Here is a 15,533-nt window from a genome sequence, read left to right on the forward strand (position 1 = left end):
GTATACGTGTTTTTTTAGCCATTAACGACCGTTCCTCCATTAACGTGAAGAATTTGTCCACTAACAAATGATGAGTCATCTGAGGCCAGGTAAACGTAACTTGGCGCCAGCTCATAAGGCTGACCCGCGCGGCCCATTGGTGTTGTGGATCCAAAAGATGCTACTTGTTCTGCTGTAAATGTTGAGGGGATGAGTGGAGTCCAAATCGGCCCAGGCGCTACTCCGTTAACTCGTATTCCCTGTTTAGCAAGTGAATTGGCCAATGCACGGGTAAAGGAAACAATTGCCCCTTTAGTAGCTGAATAATCAATTAATTGTTCATTTCCTTCATAAGCAGTAATCGAAGCAGTATTAATAATCGAAGCACCCTTTTGTAAATGAGGCAGCGCCTTTTTTGTCATATAAAAGTAAGAAAAAATATTTGTCCGGAACGTCTTTTCCAATTGTGCAGATGTAATGTCAAGCAGACTTTGCTGTGGATGCTGTTCTCCTGCATTGTTGACGAGAATATCAAGCTTATTAAATTGCTCAATAGTTTTAGAAATGACCTCAGAGCAAAAATTCTCATCTCCGATATCACCTGAAAATAGAAGACAGCGGCGCCCCTCAGCTTCAATCAGCTGCTTTGTTTCCTCTGCATCTTGATGTTCTTCTAAGTATACAATGGCGACATCTGCCCCTTCCTTGGCAAAATAAATAGCAACCGATTTTCCGATTCCACTGTCACCCCCCGTAATAATGGCGGTCTTTCCTGATAACTTTCCGCCAGGTTTAAAATGTGGATCAACTGAAATAGGGCGAGGATTCATCTCTCCTTCGACTCCGGGCTGATGGTTTTGGTGCTGGGGTGTAAAGGTGTTTTTTTGTTGATTTTGACTGCTCATTTGCATTCCCTCCAAGACGATAATCATTGTTAGTTTTAGATAAAAAAAGTCAAATTATCATTAAAATAAAAAGGCATAAGAATGACTCCTTATGCCTTTTGTTTATCCCGATTCAACTTTAGCTAAACACAACTAATTTATAGTCCTATTATCGATAATTGATAAATTGCACATCGATACTAAGATCGGCTTCCCGAATTAATGAAATAATTTTTTGCAAGTCATCACGGTTCTTACCGCTTACGCGTACTTGATCATCTTGGACCTGAGTTTTTACCTTAACGCCACTGTTTTTAATAATAGTGTTAATCTTTTTAGCATTTTCTTTATCAATTCCTTGAACAAGCTTTGCTTTTTGGCGAACTGTGCCGCCAGATGCTTTTTCAATTTTCCCATAATCAAGGTTTTTAACCGGTACCCCTCTTTTGATTAATTTACTAAACAAGACATCCTTTAATTGATCCAGTTTATATTCATCATCAGAAACGAGGACAAGTTCTTCTTTATCTAGTGATACTTCGCTTTTACTGCCCTTAAAGTCATAACGAGTGCCAATTTCTTTCATCGTTTGTGAAATAGCATTGGACACCTCAGAAAATTCCACTTTGGACACAATATCAAATGAGCTATCTTTGGACATATTTGCATACCCTCCAGTAATATACCGATTGGTTCAACTAACAATCAGAAGAGGTACCCCTGATTGAAGTTTCACTTTATGGCTACATTATAGTAAAATATAGCAGTTCGAACAACTGCAAGGTAAAAATCTCCGAAAAAAAAGAAAAGGAGTTATATTATGTCTTTAAATGAATTAATTGGTCAATCAACCACTCTAACCGTGGCCCGTATAGCTGAGTTTGGTTATTTTTTAACAGATGGTAATGAGGATGTATTGCTTCATAAAAATCAAGCAAAGCGAGAACTTGTTGAGGAAGAAGAAGTTGAGGTTTTTTTATTTGTTGATTCCCAAGGGAGAATCTCTGCCTCGATGATGATTCCAGAAGTTTCAGTGGGCAGCTATGCCTGGGTCAAAGTAACAGATACCAATCCGAAAATAGGTGTCTTTTTGAACATTGGTCTGCCTAAAGATATTTTATTGGGTGCCGATGATCTCCCCGCCCATAAATCAGTCTGGCCTCAGGCGGGAGATTTAGTTTATGTAACATTAAGGTTGAACCGAAATTACCTGCTTTACGCGAGACTGGCTAGTGATCAGGTGATCCAATCCATTTCAGTTAGTGCCACAAGGAAAGATTTTAATAAAAATGTACAAGGGCATATTTACCGAACTGCGAAAGTCGGCAGCTGGATTTACACCATTGAAGGGTTTAAAGGATTTATTCACGAATCCCAGCGTCAAGAGGAGCCACGATTGGGTGAGAAGGTTGAAGGACGTATCATTGACGTCAAAGAGGATGGAACGATTAATGTTTCATTGCTCGCCCGGAAAGAAGAATCCCAGGACTTGGATGCAGCGAAAGTTTACGAATATTTGATGAGCAGAAATGGTGCAATGCCGTATAGTGATAAAAGTATGCCTGAGGAGATTCAAGAGCGCTTTGGTCTCAGTAAAGGTGCGTTTAAGCGGGCATTGGGTAAGCTATTAAAAGAGGGAAAGGCGTATCAAGAAGGAAGCTGGACCTATGCAAAAAAAGATTAAAAAATGTGGTACATACTCTAATTCTTAATGACAGACAATAAGGATTGCAAGGAATTTTGAAAGGAGTATGCATATGCCACATACCTCAGATAATGATAAAAAAGCCCAAGACAATAATGCCTTTAGACATGAAAAAAACATGATGCGTGAAAAAAACCGTCAAGCTGGGAAAAATCAATATTCTAAGAAAACGGACCATAAGTAAAAAATGAGCGGGGTGTAGCCCCAGCTCATTTTTTTTCATGTTCACGACCTGAATTACATATTCGATGGCAATTGATTTAAAAAGAATATGGAAATAGTACCTGGACCGGTGTGGGAGCCAATGGCTGAGCCAATGGACGAAATATACACCTCTTGGGGATGAAATTCTTCCTCAATCATTGCTTTTACCTCTATGGCGGTTTCTTCATTATCCGCATGACTGATTCCAATTATCTGCCCATCCATTTGAGAGCCCCGTTCGTTCATAATTTCCATGATCCGACGGAAGACTTTCTTTTTTCCTCTAATCTTTTCAATCGGTACCAGTTTTCCGTCTTCCATATTGAGAATCGGTTTAATATTTAATAATCCGCCTAAAAATGCAGAAGCCTTGGAAACTCTGCCGCCTTTTGCTAGGTAATCTAAGTCTTCGACCGTAAAAATATGCTCCATATGCTGGCTTCTAAACAGAACATCTTCTAATATTTTTTCCTTTGGGACATCATTGGCTGCAAGCCTTGCAGCCTCCTGTACAATCAGACCGACCCCAAGCGAAGCACATTTCGTATCTACGATTGTTAATTGGAAGTTAGGATATTTTTCCTTTACTTGGTCAAGAATCATAACAGCGGTTGAATATGTACCGGATAATTCTGATGAAAAGGCAATGTAAATGCCTTCTTCATTTTTTTCAGCCATTTCAGTAAAGATTTCCTCAAATAAAAGGGGAGAAACCTGTGATGTTTTTGGAATAACTCCTGTCCGAATGGCATCATAAACAGTTCTAGGATTAATAGTTTTAACATCTTCATATTCTTGGTCGTTTAGTTGAACCTTCAGGGGGAATAGCACAACATTATTTTCTTCATAGAAACTTTTTGGTAAATCGCATGCGCTGTCAGCGAGTATTTTTACCGGCATGAAGTTCACCTGCTTTCACATCATATATATTTATTTTCAGTTTATCGGTTTCCACTCTAAATTACAATTATGTAAATGGAGTATTAAGAATTAGTCATTACATCTAAATGAAAAGGAGGAGTTCCATTGCTATGGCTTCAAATTAAAAAAGTAATCATTGTCAGTATTGGTGCATTACTAAATGCACTCGGTATGAACTTATTTTTAATCCCAGCAAATGTTTATTCCAGCGGTTTTACAGGAGTTGCCCAATTACTTTCAAAGGTACTTAGTGATTATACACCAATCCATGCATCCATGGGCCTATTATTACTATTATTAAATATTCCAGTCGCCATTCTTGGCTGGACAAAGGTCGGTAAGTCTTTTACCGTGTATAGTTTCTTAAGTGTGGTTCTTTCATCATTATTCCTGACGATGATTCCTATCATAAATGTGTCACATGATATTTTATTAAATGCTGTTTTTGGCGGTGTCATTCAAGCAATAGGTGTGGGAATTACGTTGAAATATGGTGCTTCTACAGGCGGTGTCGATATCATTGCAATGGTTTTATCAAGATTGAAGGATAAGCCGGTTGGACCGTATATGTTTGTATTAAATGGAATTATCATTGTAACAGCAGGCTTTCTGTTTGGCTGGGAAAAAGCACTTTATACGCTAGTTACGCTATACACCTCGACAAGAGTCATTGATGCGATTCATACAAGACATGCAAAACTTACTGCCATGATTATTACAAAAAAGGCAGATGAATTAAAAAAGGCTATTCATGCATCCTTAGTTAGGGGAATTACCATGATACCGGCCAAAGGGGCGTTTTCGAACGAGACAAGAGATATGTTAATGATCGTCATTACGCGTTATGAACTTTATGATTTAGAAAGAATTATTAAGGAAGTAGACCCTAATGCCTTTACCAACATAATGCAAACAACAGGGGTCTATGGCTTTTTTCGGAAGGAATAAGGATAACACTACAGCCAGATTGATAAGGGTGTCAGGCACCATGAGAAAAGCGGAAACCCGTGATTTATGGTGTTTCCGCTTTTCCTTGATTATTGAATTTGATCAAGCTCTTGTTGCATTTGTTGGAGCTGGGACTGCTCTGCTGCAGTTGAGTTGGCAAAAGCCGAACTTAATGAGTTTTTTGCCTTTGCAACCGCAGATTCTTTTTCAGCAGGGTCGGCAGATTTCGCCATTTCAACAAATCGTCTGGCTTCTTGGAATAATTGGTTTCCCATGTTATATTCCTCCAAGCGAGGACTCTTGCACATTGGCCATCTTCTGAGCTTCCGCTTCAGCGTAGGTCATGTGATAGGGGATACGTGCAGCATGTTTGCTAACCGTATCTACACCATGCTGGACAAAGCGTTTTGATTTGTTTCGTTTACCCATTCGAATCCCTCCAATATGCTCATAGCTCTTATTGAAACAGCAACGCTGCCTCAATAAATAGTATGTACCAAACTTAGTGGATTCATTAGGTAAACAGTGGCGAAATGGAGTGCTTATTTTAAATTTAACAAATCAGCCAAATATTCACCAACACCATCTTCTTCATTACTTAGTGTGACATCTTTAGCTATATTTTTGACCTGCTCAATTGCATTTCCCATCGCAATTCCATGGCCTGCATATTCAAGCATTTCGAGATCATTGTCTTCATCTCCAAATGCCACAATTCTTTCGGCAGGGATATTGTAATAATCAGCAGCCTTTTTCAACCCAACCGCTTTATTAAGTCCAACTTTAATAATTTCTATTACATGCCATGGAGCAGCCCAGCTCCGCTGTTCAATGACTTCGGCATGAATTTCTGATAAATGGTCACGAATCTTTTGCAGTTGATTTTCTTCTGTATGAATAAGCATACTGGTTGGTGAATCTGTTAGGTAATTAGCTAAATCGCCTGTGGTAATTCTTGGATTACCAAAACTAAATATATCCAACAACTTTTCATCATGATAGTGGAAGTAAACGTCATCCATGACTTCCGCAATAATGTTATGGAACTGAAAACTTCTGCATGCTTCTACAATGTCTTTTGCTACCTTAACATCCAGTGGTTCATGATAAAATCCCCAGCTATGATTGCGAGGATGGTGGGTAAAAGCTCCATTAAAGTTGACAATGGGTGTGTCTAAATTCAATTCTTGGTAATACATTTCGCTGGAACGAAAAGGTCTTCCTGTTGCGATCATGACAATATGACCTGCTGCTTTGGCTTTTTGAATAATTTCTTTATTTTTGGGTGATATAGTTTTATTATCGTTTAATAATGTACCATCTAAATCTAATGCAATTAAATGTTTCTCAGTCATACGGACTCCTTCTTATTATAAATTTTCTAAAAAAATGCGTTGCCTTAGGAAAAAAATTGTCTACATGTTACACTACTTTTATAACCTTGTGGAAATTTTTTAATTCTATTATTACTATGTTAACAATTTTATATCTAAACTGTAAAAAAATTCACACCATAAGATATAAAAAACTATATACTTTTTATAGATTTAGGAGAATAGTTCTTTTGGTCTCACCCCAAAATAAAGTATTGCAAATTTTCAGTACGGACCAAAAGATATATAGAAAGTATGGATGTTAACATTAACATAAAATAAAAGGAGTGGTTTATACATGAATGAGGAATTAAAAGATAATATTATGGGTGCACTTGAACTAGTCATTGACCCTGAACTCGGAGTAGATATTGTTAATTTAGGTTTAGTCTATGATGTTGATATGAATGATGAAGGTGTAGTCTTCATTACAATGACTTTGACAGCAATGGGCTGCCCACTTGCTGGGACAATTGTTGATCAAGTAAAGCGTGCTTTAGCAGATATACCCGAAGTTAATGATACCGATGTGAATATCGTCTGGAATCCACCTTGGAATAAAGATATGATGTCACGTTATGCAAAGATTGCTCTAGGAATCCGCTAATTGGATTTAATACAGAATAAACAATTTCTAAGAAAACAGCAGATTTTTTCTGCTGTTTTTTTATGACATAAATTAGACATATATTCCTTCCGGTTTGTGAGATAGTTCACTTTTTTTCAATATAAACACCTTTATAATACAAATTATTAAGGCTGTTTAGATTGGAATAGTCGAATTGGGAGGCGTTTCGATTGTCTTTTAACCGGGATTTTAATAAAGATCCGTTTATTGTTATATGGGAACTAACACGTGCGTGCCAATTAAAGTGTCTTCATTGCCGTGCAGATGCACAATACACACGAGATCCGCGTGAGTTATCATTTGAAGAAGGCAAACATTTAATTGATCAAATATATAATATGAATAATCCTATTCTTGTATTTACAGGCGGCGACCCCTTAATGAGGGCTGATATTTTTGAAATTGCCAAATATGCTGTAGAAAAGGGTGTAAGGGTGTCGATGACACCAAGTGCAACCCCTAATGTAACCAAAGAAGCGATTCAAAAGGCTAAAGAAGTTGGACTTTCACGCTGGGCATTTAGTATTGACGGACCTACAGCGGAGATACATGACCATTTCCGGGGAACAGCGGGGTCTTTTGATTTAACAATGGAACGAATCAAATATCTCCATGAACTTGAAATTCCGATTCAAATTAACACTGTTATTTCCAGGTATAATTATGAATACCTTGATGAAATGGCAAAGATGGTAGAAGATCTAAATTGTGTACTATGGAGTGTCTTTTTCCTTGTTCCAACAGGAAGGGGACAGGTCACAGATATGATTTCACCAGTAGAACATGAAAAGGTTCTTAGATGGCTTTATGACCTAAGTAAACGCGTTTCGTTTGATATTAAAACAACTGAAGCTATGCATTATCGCCGAGTGGTCATTCAGCAAAAGATGCGAGAAGCAAAGGCACAGAGCGATGAAATAGATTATTTAAATGCCTTAACAGAGAAAGGATTAACGGGATCCATTGATGGTCTTGGACGTGCTCCTAAAGGTGTGAATGATGGAAATGGCTTTGTGTTTATTTCCCATATAGGGGATGTGTACCCAAGTGGATTATTACCTGTAAAAGCAGGGAACGTTCGTGAAACACCACTAGCGGAAATCTATCGTGAATCCCCTATTTTTAAGGCGTTACGAAATCCAGACGAATTTAAAGGTAAATGCGGTGTGTGTGAATTTCGCTATGTGTGCGGTGGTTCAAGGTCAAGAGCTTACGCGATGACAGGTGATTACCTTGAAAGTGAGCCATTTTGTGTGTACATTCCTAAAGCACTAAGAGAAAAACAAGAGCAAAAATAAGTGAAAAAATGCAAAGGCTGCCTCTAATGGAGAGACAGCCTTTGCAATAAGGGAGAGATTTTTCTCTATTCAATATTACAGTAAACAGCTGAACAATTTTCGCAGCCAATTTCGTCTTTTAAATATTGCAAATCTAATATTGAAATTTTTCCTTTTTTAACAGAAATAATATGATCTTTCTTTAAATCACTTAGGATGCGATTAGTACTTTCGCGGGAAGTCCCGCAAAAGTTTGCTAGTTCTTGATTGGTTAAGGGCAAATCAATGAGGATTTCACCGTCTTTCTGAATTCCATAACTATTGGACATCCGAATAAGTGTAGAGAAGAGGGCGCCGCGTTTTCCATTTAATACAAGATCACGAAATTTTGTTTGTGTTTTTCGAAAGTGATCACTCATCCATTTCATAAACTCAAACGCTAGCTTGCTATTTTGGAAAATCTCACTCTCAAGTAAATCTTTGTTAATTGCTACAATTTCACCCTCCTCAAGTACTCTTGCACTAAATAAATATCTCGGGTCATTTGTAAAAAGCGTCAATTCACCACAAATATCATTAGCACTGCAAATTCTTAATGAAAGTTCACGGCCGTCTGACGTAATTTTACTAATTTGAATTTTACCAGAAATTATAATGTACAGCTCCTCAGCAACCATTCCTTCTTGAAATAAATAGCTTCCTCTTTCACTTCTAAATTTTCTATCTGCAAAATGAAGCAACTCTTTTATTTCAATGGAATGAGTGGGTTTTATCGTAGTTAACATTACATTCACCTCTAGGTCATATATATATAAACGAGCAGTTAATTCTTTATTCGGTTTCGTTATTATTAGTTTAACGTAAGACAAGTGGAAAAACCGAAGTAAACAATGACAATATAGTGAAAACCTGTGAGGAAAATAAAAACCAGTATAATTGTCTAATCTTATCTGTTGAAAACTTTTACTGAAATCTTAAGTTTTTTCTTTATTAAACATCTGTTAAGATGAGAAATATATAAAAAGTATATTAATAGTGAATAAAGTAACAGCCTTTTAGAAGAATCCCTGTTACAATTAGTATCAAATGGCTTCTTTTTAAAAAAGTGGAGTTGATATAATGGAAAAAACTATTATTAAAGATAAATTAAATAGACCTTTACATGATTTAAGAATTTCAGTTATTGACCGATGTAATTTTCGTTGTCAGTATTGTATGCCTGCAGACAAATTTGGACCAGACTTTGAATTTTTGCCAAGAAGTGCCCTGCTTTCCTATGAAGAAATTGAACGTCTAGGAAAGATATTTGTCAGCCTTGGGGTTGAAAAAATCCGCTTAACTGGAGGAGAACCACTGCTTCGGAAGGATTTGCCGCTTCTTGTGCAGAAGCTTTCAGCCATTGAGGGACTAATGGATCTTGGATTAACTACGAATGGTGTCTTGCTGCCGAAACTAGCAAAGTCTTTAAAAGAAGCTGGATTGAAACGAGTAAATGTTAGCCTTGATACCCTGAATGATAAATTGTTTGGAGAAATTAATGGTCGAGGAGTCGGCACGGGACCTGTTTTAGAAGGAATTGAGGCAGCAAAGAAGGCTGGTCTTGGCGTCAAAATTAATATGGTCGTAAAAAAAGGTTTAAATGATACAGAAATTATTCCCATGGCACAGTATTGCAAAGAGCATGAATTAGAATTACGCTATATTGAATTCATGGACGTGGGCGCGACAAACGGCTGGAAAATGGACGATGTCGTGACAAAGAAACAAATTTATTATTTACTGAAAGAGCAATTTGAGATGGAACCCGTCGATCCTGCCTATTACGGTGAAGTAGCAAAACTGTACCGATATAAAGACACTAATGTGAATGTTGGATTCATTACTTCTGTTTCTGAATCTTTCTGTTCTAGCTGCACCCGTTCACGACTGTCAGCTAATGGGCAAATTTTCACTTGTTTATTTAATGGAAACGGACATGATATTCGAAATTTCATGCGGAATGGAGCAACTGATGAGCAAATCGCCGAACGAGTTACAGCGATTTGGAATGGACGCGATGACAGATATTCAGATGAAAGAACGGCCGAAACATATAAAAATCGTAAAAAAATAGAAATGTCTTATATAGGTGGTTAAAAGAACAGCCCGCTTGAGATAGCGGGCTGTCATTTTTTATCTTATTTGAATCAAAAAACTATATTTATTTGAATATTTAAGATCGTTCCTGCTAAGGGGCCTGTTGATTTCCGCTCCAGGTGCTTCGCTTTCCGCGGGCGTGCCGGGGAGCCTCCTCGTCGCTTCGCTCCTGCGGGGTCTCCCCAGCCACGTACTCCCGCAGGAGTCTTCGCACCTTCCGCTCCAATCAACAGACATGTTGAAAATCTATGTATTAATAAAATTATTATAATAAATTAACGCAGTAAACCGTTAAAGATTACGAACAAAATAAAAGGCCACCGAAGGTTTATCGACAGCCTGACAGCCCGCTTAAGGAAGCGGGCTTTTTTTATTAATCGATGTATCGTGGGAATAATATATTATTTTCAAGATGCACATGCATAAAGGTTAAGCCTTCTAAAGCTTCTAAGCGTGCATAAACTAAACGATAGGTTCCACAAGCATCGACTGGAAGAGCAAAATCTGCTGTCACTTCACGGATTTGTCTTAAAATCTCACCAGCATGGTCATGCTCTTTTTCTAATTCGACAATGTATGCAATGGCTTCTTCACGATTTTCTACAGTCCCATCAGCAAGTTGCTTAATTAATGGGAATACAGACGCTTCCTCTTTTGCCATATGTTCTAGTAATTCTTTTTTGAATTCATAAAAGAGTGCATTCACTTTTAATAACTCGGGATGATTGTCACCATGGACACGTGAAACTTTTGTAACATAGGGGCTAAGTAATGCTAATTCTTCCTCGGATACACGATGATAATTAGTAATAACATGTTCAATAATCGTATGAGAATCAGAATTCGTCCAAACGGCTACATCTCTTTCAGTGTTCTCATATTGGTCAAATACTACATTTAATTCTTCTACTAAAGTGTCTAAGTTTAAACCGTTTTGATCTACTGCAGCAGCTAAAGATATATTACCTCCACAACAGAAATCAATGCGGTTCTTTTTAAATACATCACTTGTCTTTGGTAGTTCGTTAACAATATCTTTAACTAATGAATTTGCGGTAATTGAAAAAGTCATCATAATATCCTCCTTGAAAGGTAAGGTAATTAATTTCTGACTTAAGCATAATGGAAAACAAATTAAAATAGGGTGACCTGCATCACACATGGACTATGATTTTATAGTATTCCTCTAATTTGTGACATTTGATATGTTAGAAAGGAACCTATAGAATTATAATAAATAGTAGCATTTTAGATTTACTACATATTAATTTTACCCGTTTTTAGGCAGGAGCTGATTTTTTTGTTAGAAAGAAGAAGACCCATTCCCATTGGGGAGGCAGTCCAACATATAATGGACCATCAATTACAAGGGAACACTGAAAAAGTTTCTATTAATGATAGTTTTGGACGATTTTTATCAGAAGATATTATTGCCACTAGTGATGTCCCACATTTTGATAGAGCACCATATGATGGATTTGCTGTGAGATCTGTTGATACGCAGAACGCTTCCCCATCAAATCCAATCGAATTGGAAGTGGTTGACCACCTAGGTGCAGGAATGGTTTCCAAGAAGATTGTCGGGCATAATCAAGCCGTTCGAATCATGACAGGTGCAATGATGCCTGAAGGGACCGATGCGGTCGTTATGTTTGAAGTGGCCCAGGATTACGAAAAAGATGGAATCCCATATATGTCAGTTAAAAGAAAGATAAATAAGGGCGATAATGTTTCCTTTATTGGAGAAGATGCAAAACAAGGTGAAATTCTTGTGAAAAAAGGAACATTGGTCAATCCAGGTATTCAAGCGATGTTGGCTACCTTTGGCTATAAGGTAGTTCCGGTTGCCAAAAAGCCGCTTGTCGGACTATTTGCAACGGGCACAGAGTTACTAGAAGTGGAAGAACAGTTAGTTCCAGGGAAAATTCGCAACAGTAATTCTCATATGATTGCAGCTCAAATTGAGAGAGCTGGGGGAGTTGTACAATATTTTGGTAAACTGCCTGATGAGTTTGATACATGTTATGAAGCTGTGAAGACGGCCTTAACAAAAGTTGACATGCTCATTACAACTGGCGGAGTATCGGTTGGAGACTATGATTACCTGCCTGCTATTTATGAAAAACTTGGTGCACAAGTTCTATTCAATAAAGTAGCGATGCGTCCTGGCAGTGTAACAACAGTTGCCGTCTATCATGGCAAAATCCTGTTTGGATTATCAGGTAATCCCTCTGCTTGTTATGTTGGCTTTGAATTATTTGCCCGGCCAATCATTCGAAGGTTGTTATTTACAGAAAGGCCTCATTTAAGGAAAGAAAAAGCGTTGTTGGAGACAGATTTTCCAAAAGCTAATCCCTTTACAAGATTTGTCCGTAGCAACACTTTTATTGATGAGGGCAGACTTAAAGTAACACCGAGCGGTCTAGATAAGTCCAATATTATCATGAGCTTAGCTGGTGCTAATTCATTAATGATCCTTCCAGGAGGGACCAGGGGCTTTACATCAGGTACAGAGGTGGATGTTTTGCTCCTCGAAGATCAAATGGGCAGTGAGTGGCCTTGGTGAAGCCGGTTATTTTTCAGGTGGTGGGGTATCAAAATAGTGGAAAAACAACGATTACCTCAAAATTGCTTGAGAAGTTAACATCTCTTGGATTAAGAGCGGTTACTATTAAACATCATGGACATGGGGGAAAACCTGACGTGATGATGCAAAAGGATTCTGCCAAACATCTAACCTCTGGTGCAATTGCTTCTATAGTTGAAGGAGAAGGAAGGCTGATTCTTCATGCGGAGAACTGCACCTTAAGTCTTAATGATCAGATAGATCTGCTCACGTATTTCCAGCCCGATGTTATTATCATTGAAGGATATAAGCAGAAAAATTATTCTAAGCTGTTATTAATTAGAGATAAAGAGGACATTCCGTTAATGAATTCGTTGGAAAATGTCCAGGCTATCATTTACTGGAAGGAAGATTTAAAAGAAAGGTTTAAGGATCAGTGTTCACACCCAACCTTTTTTATTGAGGATGATACAGCAATTGATTGGGCAGCTGAATTTATCCAAAAGTGTGTTCATAAAATAGTTAAAAAAAGTTAATAAATTTGTCAAATATGTTAATTTTATCACAACAATCAGCAAAAATCCTCGATATAATAATGATAGGGGTTAGTATGTTTGTTAAATATAAAGTTGTAACAGTTTTGAATTGGAAATACGACGGTTACTCATTGGATAATCGAATCTAGAGAAGATACAGTTTCCCAGTAGATGATTATATTGTTTGTATTCCCATTCAAACTGTAGTGAAATTGACACAAAAAGAAGGCTGAGGCCTTTTTTTTGTGTTTTAAATGTGATGGACTTCACTTATTAACTTCTTTTCCTCTTCTATAGTAATGGTAAAGGATAAAGGAGTGAATGAGATGAAATTATTTTTACCGAAACAACATGGTGCATGGGCAATGCTCATCATCCCCTTTTGGCTTGGTGCCCTGGAGGGTGGATTTTTATGGCAGCATATTCCATTTTTTATAGGTTGGATCTTCTTGTATTTAGCTACTTATCCAATGCTCCTATTATTTAAAAAGAAAAAGATTCCGTTTTATGTAAAATGGACGGTTATTTATATGGTTCCAGCTTTAGGTTTGTTATTATTTCCTTTGTTCAAGAGTCCATCCATCATGGCTTTTGGTTTTCTAATGATTCCGTTTTTTACTTTAAATGCGTATTTTACCACTAAAAATCAAGATCGTGCTTTTATGAATGATATCAGTGCAATTATTGCTTTTTCCATTGCGGGTTTAGCAAGTAGTTACTTAGGACAAAAATCTATCACACTGGAATCCGTCCTATTTCCCTTTTTAACGTCAATCTTATTCTTCATAGGTTGTACTTTTTATGTGAAATCAATGATTAGAGAAAAGAAAAATAAACATTTCAAATGGATTTCATGGTCCTACCATTTCCTTCTTGTAGCGGCATGGTTTGTTAGTGGGAATTGGGTTGTTGGAATAGCTTTAATTCCTAGTTTACTTCGAGCCATTCTTTTTTATGGAAAAAAATTAACTCCAAAACAAATAGGTATTTATGAAATCATCAACTCGGTATTCTTTTTCCTACTTGTTGCAGCACAAATCATCCTCCTAAAGTAAAAAAATCGGTCGTCATCGACCGATTTTTTTAGCTTTATACAGTTGAAAGGGGATCACCTAGTCAACCTTACAAATTTCAACTGGGCATTCTTCACAATCAATTTCCCTTTTTAAATAATCTAAATCATGGATGGTAATGTTCCCTTTATCGATAGAAATGATTCCGGCTTTTCTTAAATCACTAAGTAACCGATTCACTACCTCACGTGACGTTCCACAGAAATTAGCCAATTCTTGATTCGTTAGGGGCAATTCCACCATAATCCCTTTATTTGTCTTAATTCCGTAACTGTTACTTATGCGAATTAAGGTTGAATACAGGGCTCCTTTTTTTCCATGAAGTACTAAATCACGAAATTTAGTTTGTGTTTTACGATATTGCAGACTCATCCACTTAATCATTTCAAACGAAAGAGGAAGATCTTGTGAAAGTTTTTCCTCTAGAACATCCTTCATGATGACAGCTACTTCACCATTCTCGACAACCCGTGCACTTAATAAATACCGCGTAGATGGGGAAAATAAATTTAATTCACCTACAAAATCACCTTTTGAACACATTCTAAGGGTAAGTTCTCTACCGTCAGGAATTATTTTACTAATTTGAAGGATACCACTTTGAACGATATATAATTCATCCGCCTGTGAACCTTCCTGGAAAAGAAAAGTTCCTTTTTTAATCTTTCTTATATGGTGAACAGTATCAAAAAGGTGAGACAATGTAACAGGTACTTCTTTTACTGACAGCATACTCCTAACCACCTTTGATGGTACGTAAATTAATATTGAAACAATATGCAAGTCAAAGCTAAATTTACAAGATATTACTATAATTATATTGTTAACGAAGAATAATTAGCAATAAAAGTGCAATAAGTTCATACAATCGTCAAAAAACATATGTAAATCTTTCTACTAAGAGATGCTGCTGCGTGTACGCTGTAATAGATTTTCACAACTTTTTATATTTCTTGGGAAATAATGTCGTCTTATGGCGAATTTGAAAGAAATTCCTATAATGGTCAAACACAAAAAGGAAATAATAAAGATGTAGAAGAGAAGGAGGGATAACATGGGACAAAGTCATCAGTTTAGATCAGGGAAAAAAGCACCCAATAATGGCATTTACATTGAAGTGGGTGAAACTGGAAGCAATATCATTAATCCGAAGAAAATAAAGCTAAAAGCAGGGGATCCTTTTCCTGAAACATCAAATGATGATCGGGTTTGGACATACTTACCTAAAACAAAATAGGATCAACAAAAGTCATCTATTTCAGATGGCTTTTCTTCTGTCCAAAATTTTACTTAAACATAGTAA

At 37.1% G+C, this 15,533-nt stretch carries 19 protein-coding genes; 10 read left to right on the plus strand and 9 right to left on the minus strand.

Going from position 1 to position 15,533, the window contains the following annotated elements; all coding sequences use genetic code 11:
- Positions 1-14 precede the first annotated feature (14 nt).
- A complete protein-coding gene (locus AC4E8C_RS06525; RefSeq protein WP_490211216.1) occupies positions 15-884 on the minus strand; it encodes an SDR family oxidoreductase in 870 nt (289 codons plus the stop codon).
- Between the two features lie 148 nt (positions 885-1,032).
- Positions 1,033-1,524, minus strand: a complete 492-nt coding sequence (locus AC4E8C_RS06530) for a YajQ family cyclic di-GMP-binding protein (protein ID WP_490211218.1) — start codon at positions 1,522-1,524, stop codon at positions 1,033-1,035.
- 159 nt (positions 1,525-1,683) lie between these two features.
- On the opposite strand from AC4E8C_RS06530, the gene AC4E8C_RS06535 reads away from it, so the two are divergent.
- Entirely contained in the window at positions 1,684-2,547 is an 864-nt protein-coding gene (locus AC4E8C_RS06535) for a CvfB family protein (RefSeq protein WP_490211220.1), read from the plus strand.
- Positions 2,548-2,620: 73 nt separating this feature from the next.
- The gene (locus AC4E8C_RS06540; RefSeq protein ID WP_081954514.1) at positions 2,621-2,752 is read left to right on the plus strand and encodes a DUF3941 domain-containing protein; all 132 of its coding nucleotides are present in this window, start codon (positions 2,621-2,623) and stop codon (positions 2,750-2,752) included.
- A gap of 53 nt (positions 2,753-2,805) precedes the next feature.
- Here AC4E8C_RS06540 and AC4E8C_RS06545 read toward each other — a convergent pair whose 3' ends face one another.
- Positions 2,806-3,672: a DegV family protein gene (locus AC4E8C_RS06545; protein ID WP_490211222.1), complete on the minus strand. Its 867-nt coding sequence runs from the start codon at positions 3,670-3,672 to the stop codon at positions 2,806-2,808.
- Positions 3,673-3,798: 126 nt separating this feature from the next.
- Here AC4E8C_RS06545 and AC4E8C_RS06550 point away from each other — a divergent pair, with 126 nt between their 5' ends.
- On the plus strand, positions 3,799-4,641 hold the full coding sequence (locus tag AC4E8C_RS06550; protein WP_490211224.1) for a YitT family protein: 843 nt from the start codon (positions 3,799-3,801) through the stop codon (positions 4,639-4,641).
- Between the two features lie 89 nt (positions 4,642-4,730).
- Here the strand turns inward: AC4E8C_RS06550 and AC4E8C_RS06555 are convergent, their stop codons facing one another.
- The 3 genes from AC4E8C_RS06555 to AC4E8C_RS06565 all read right to left on the minus strand — a co-directional run bounded on the left by AC4E8C_RS06555 (position 4,731) and on the right by AC4E8C_RS06565 (position 5,996).
- A complete protein-coding gene (locus AC4E8C_RS06555) occupies positions 4,731-4,916 on the minus strand; it encodes a DUF3813 domain-containing protein (protein WP_490211226.1) in 186 nt (61 codons plus the stop codon).
- A 1-nt stretch (position 4,917) separates the two neighbouring features.
- Positions 4,918-5,070 carry a hypothetical protein gene (locus AC4E8C_RS06560; protein ID WP_490211228.1) on the minus strand — a complete coding sequence of 51 codons (153 nt, stop codon included), beginning with the start codon at positions 5,068-5,070 and terminating at the stop codon, positions 4,918-4,920.
- A gap of 113 nt (positions 5,071-5,183) precedes the next feature.
- Complete coding sequence (locus AC4E8C_RS06565) at positions 5,184-5,996, minus strand: Cof-type HAD-IIB family hydrolase (RefSeq protein WP_490211229.1); 813 nt, start codon at positions 5,994-5,996, stop codon at positions 5,184-5,186.
- A gap of 316 nt (positions 5,997-6,312) precedes the next feature.
- Here AC4E8C_RS06565 and AC4E8C_RS06570 point away from each other — a divergent pair, with 316 nt between their 5' ends.
- Together AC4E8C_RS06570 and AC4E8C_RS06575 are read left to right on the plus strand one after the other, a co-directional pair.
- Positions 6,313-6,621: a metal-sulfur cluster assembly factor gene (locus tag AC4E8C_RS06570; protein ID WP_490211231.1), complete on the plus strand. Its 309-nt coding sequence runs from the start codon at positions 6,313-6,315 to the stop codon at positions 6,619-6,621.
- A gap of 191 nt (positions 6,622-6,812) precedes the next feature.
- Complete coding sequence (locus tag AC4E8C_RS06575) at positions 6,813-7,940, plus strand: TIGR04053 family radical SAM/SPASM domain-containing protein (RefSeq protein ID WP_490211233.1); 1,128 nt, start codon at positions 6,813-6,815, stop codon at positions 7,938-7,940.
- Positions 7,941-8,005: 65 nt separating this feature from the next.
- Here the strand turns inward: AC4E8C_RS06575 and AC4E8C_RS06580 are convergent, their stop codons facing one another.
- The gene (locus AC4E8C_RS06580) at positions 8,006-8,704 is read right to left on the minus strand and encodes a Crp/Fnr family transcriptional regulator (RefSeq protein ID WP_490211234.1); all 699 of its coding nucleotides are present in this window, start codon (positions 8,702-8,704) and stop codon (positions 8,006-8,008) included.
- 334 nt (positions 8,705-9,038) lie between these two features.
- Between AC4E8C_RS06580 and moaA the strand changes: the two genes are divergently transcribed.
- On the plus strand, positions 9,039-10,055 hold the full coding sequence (gene moaA, locus AC4E8C_RS06585) for a GTP 3',8-cyclase MoaA (RefSeq protein WP_490211236.1): 1,017 nt from the start codon (positions 9,039-9,041) through the stop codon (positions 10,053-10,055).
- A gap of 373 nt (positions 10,056-10,428) precedes the next feature.
- Here moaA and ric read toward each other — a convergent pair whose 3' ends face one another.
- Positions 10,429-11,130, minus strand: a complete 702-nt coding sequence (ric, locus tag AC4E8C_RS06590) for an iron-sulfur cluster repair di-iron protein (RefSeq protein WP_490211238.1) — start codon at positions 11,128-11,130, stop codon at positions 10,429-10,431.
- A 225-nt stretch (positions 11,131-11,355) separates the two neighbouring features.
- On the opposite strand from ric, the gene AC4E8C_RS06595 reads away from it, so the two are divergent.
- The 3 genes from AC4E8C_RS06595 (at position 11,356) to AC4E8C_RS06605 (ending at position 14,212) form a co-directional block, all read left to right on the plus strand.
- Positions 11,356-12,621, plus strand: a complete 1,266-nt coding sequence (locus tag AC4E8C_RS06595; RefSeq protein ID WP_490211239.1) for a molybdopterin molybdotransferase MoeA — start codon at positions 11,356-11,358, stop codon at positions 12,619-12,621.
- A complete protein-coding gene (gene mobB, locus AC4E8C_RS06600) occupies positions 12,618-13,157 on the plus strand; it encodes a molybdopterin-guanine dinucleotide biosynthesis protein B (protein WP_490211241.1) in 540 nt (179 codons plus the stop codon). Before AC4E8C_RS06595 ends, mobB begins: the two co-directional genes overlap by 4 nt.
- A 326-nt stretch (positions 13,158-13,483) precedes the next feature.
- Positions 13,484-14,212: a YwiC-like family protein gene (locus tag AC4E8C_RS06605; protein WP_490211242.1), complete on the plus strand. Its 729-nt coding sequence runs from the start codon at positions 13,484-13,486 to the stop codon at positions 14,210-14,212.
- A 57-nt stretch (positions 14,213-14,269) separates the two neighbouring features.
- Here the strand turns inward: AC4E8C_RS06605 and AC4E8C_RS06610 are convergent, their stop codons facing one another.
- Positions 14,270-14,962, minus strand: coding sequence for a Crp/Fnr family transcriptional regulator (locus AC4E8C_RS06610; protein WP_490211244.1), 693 nt, complete (start codon positions 14,960-14,962; stop codon positions 14,270-14,272).
- A 322-nt stretch (positions 14,963-15,284) separates the two neighbouring features.
- Here AC4E8C_RS06610 and AC4E8C_RS06615 point away from each other — a divergent pair, with 322 nt between their 5' ends.
- Positions 15,285-15,467, plus strand: coding sequence for a YjzC family protein (locus AC4E8C_RS06615; RefSeq protein WP_490211245.1), 183 nt, complete (start codon positions 15,285-15,287; stop codon positions 15,465-15,467).
- Positions 15,468-15,533: the final 66 nt, after the last annotated feature.

This window comes from Neobacillus sp. SRL179 (genome assembly GCF_984799095.1).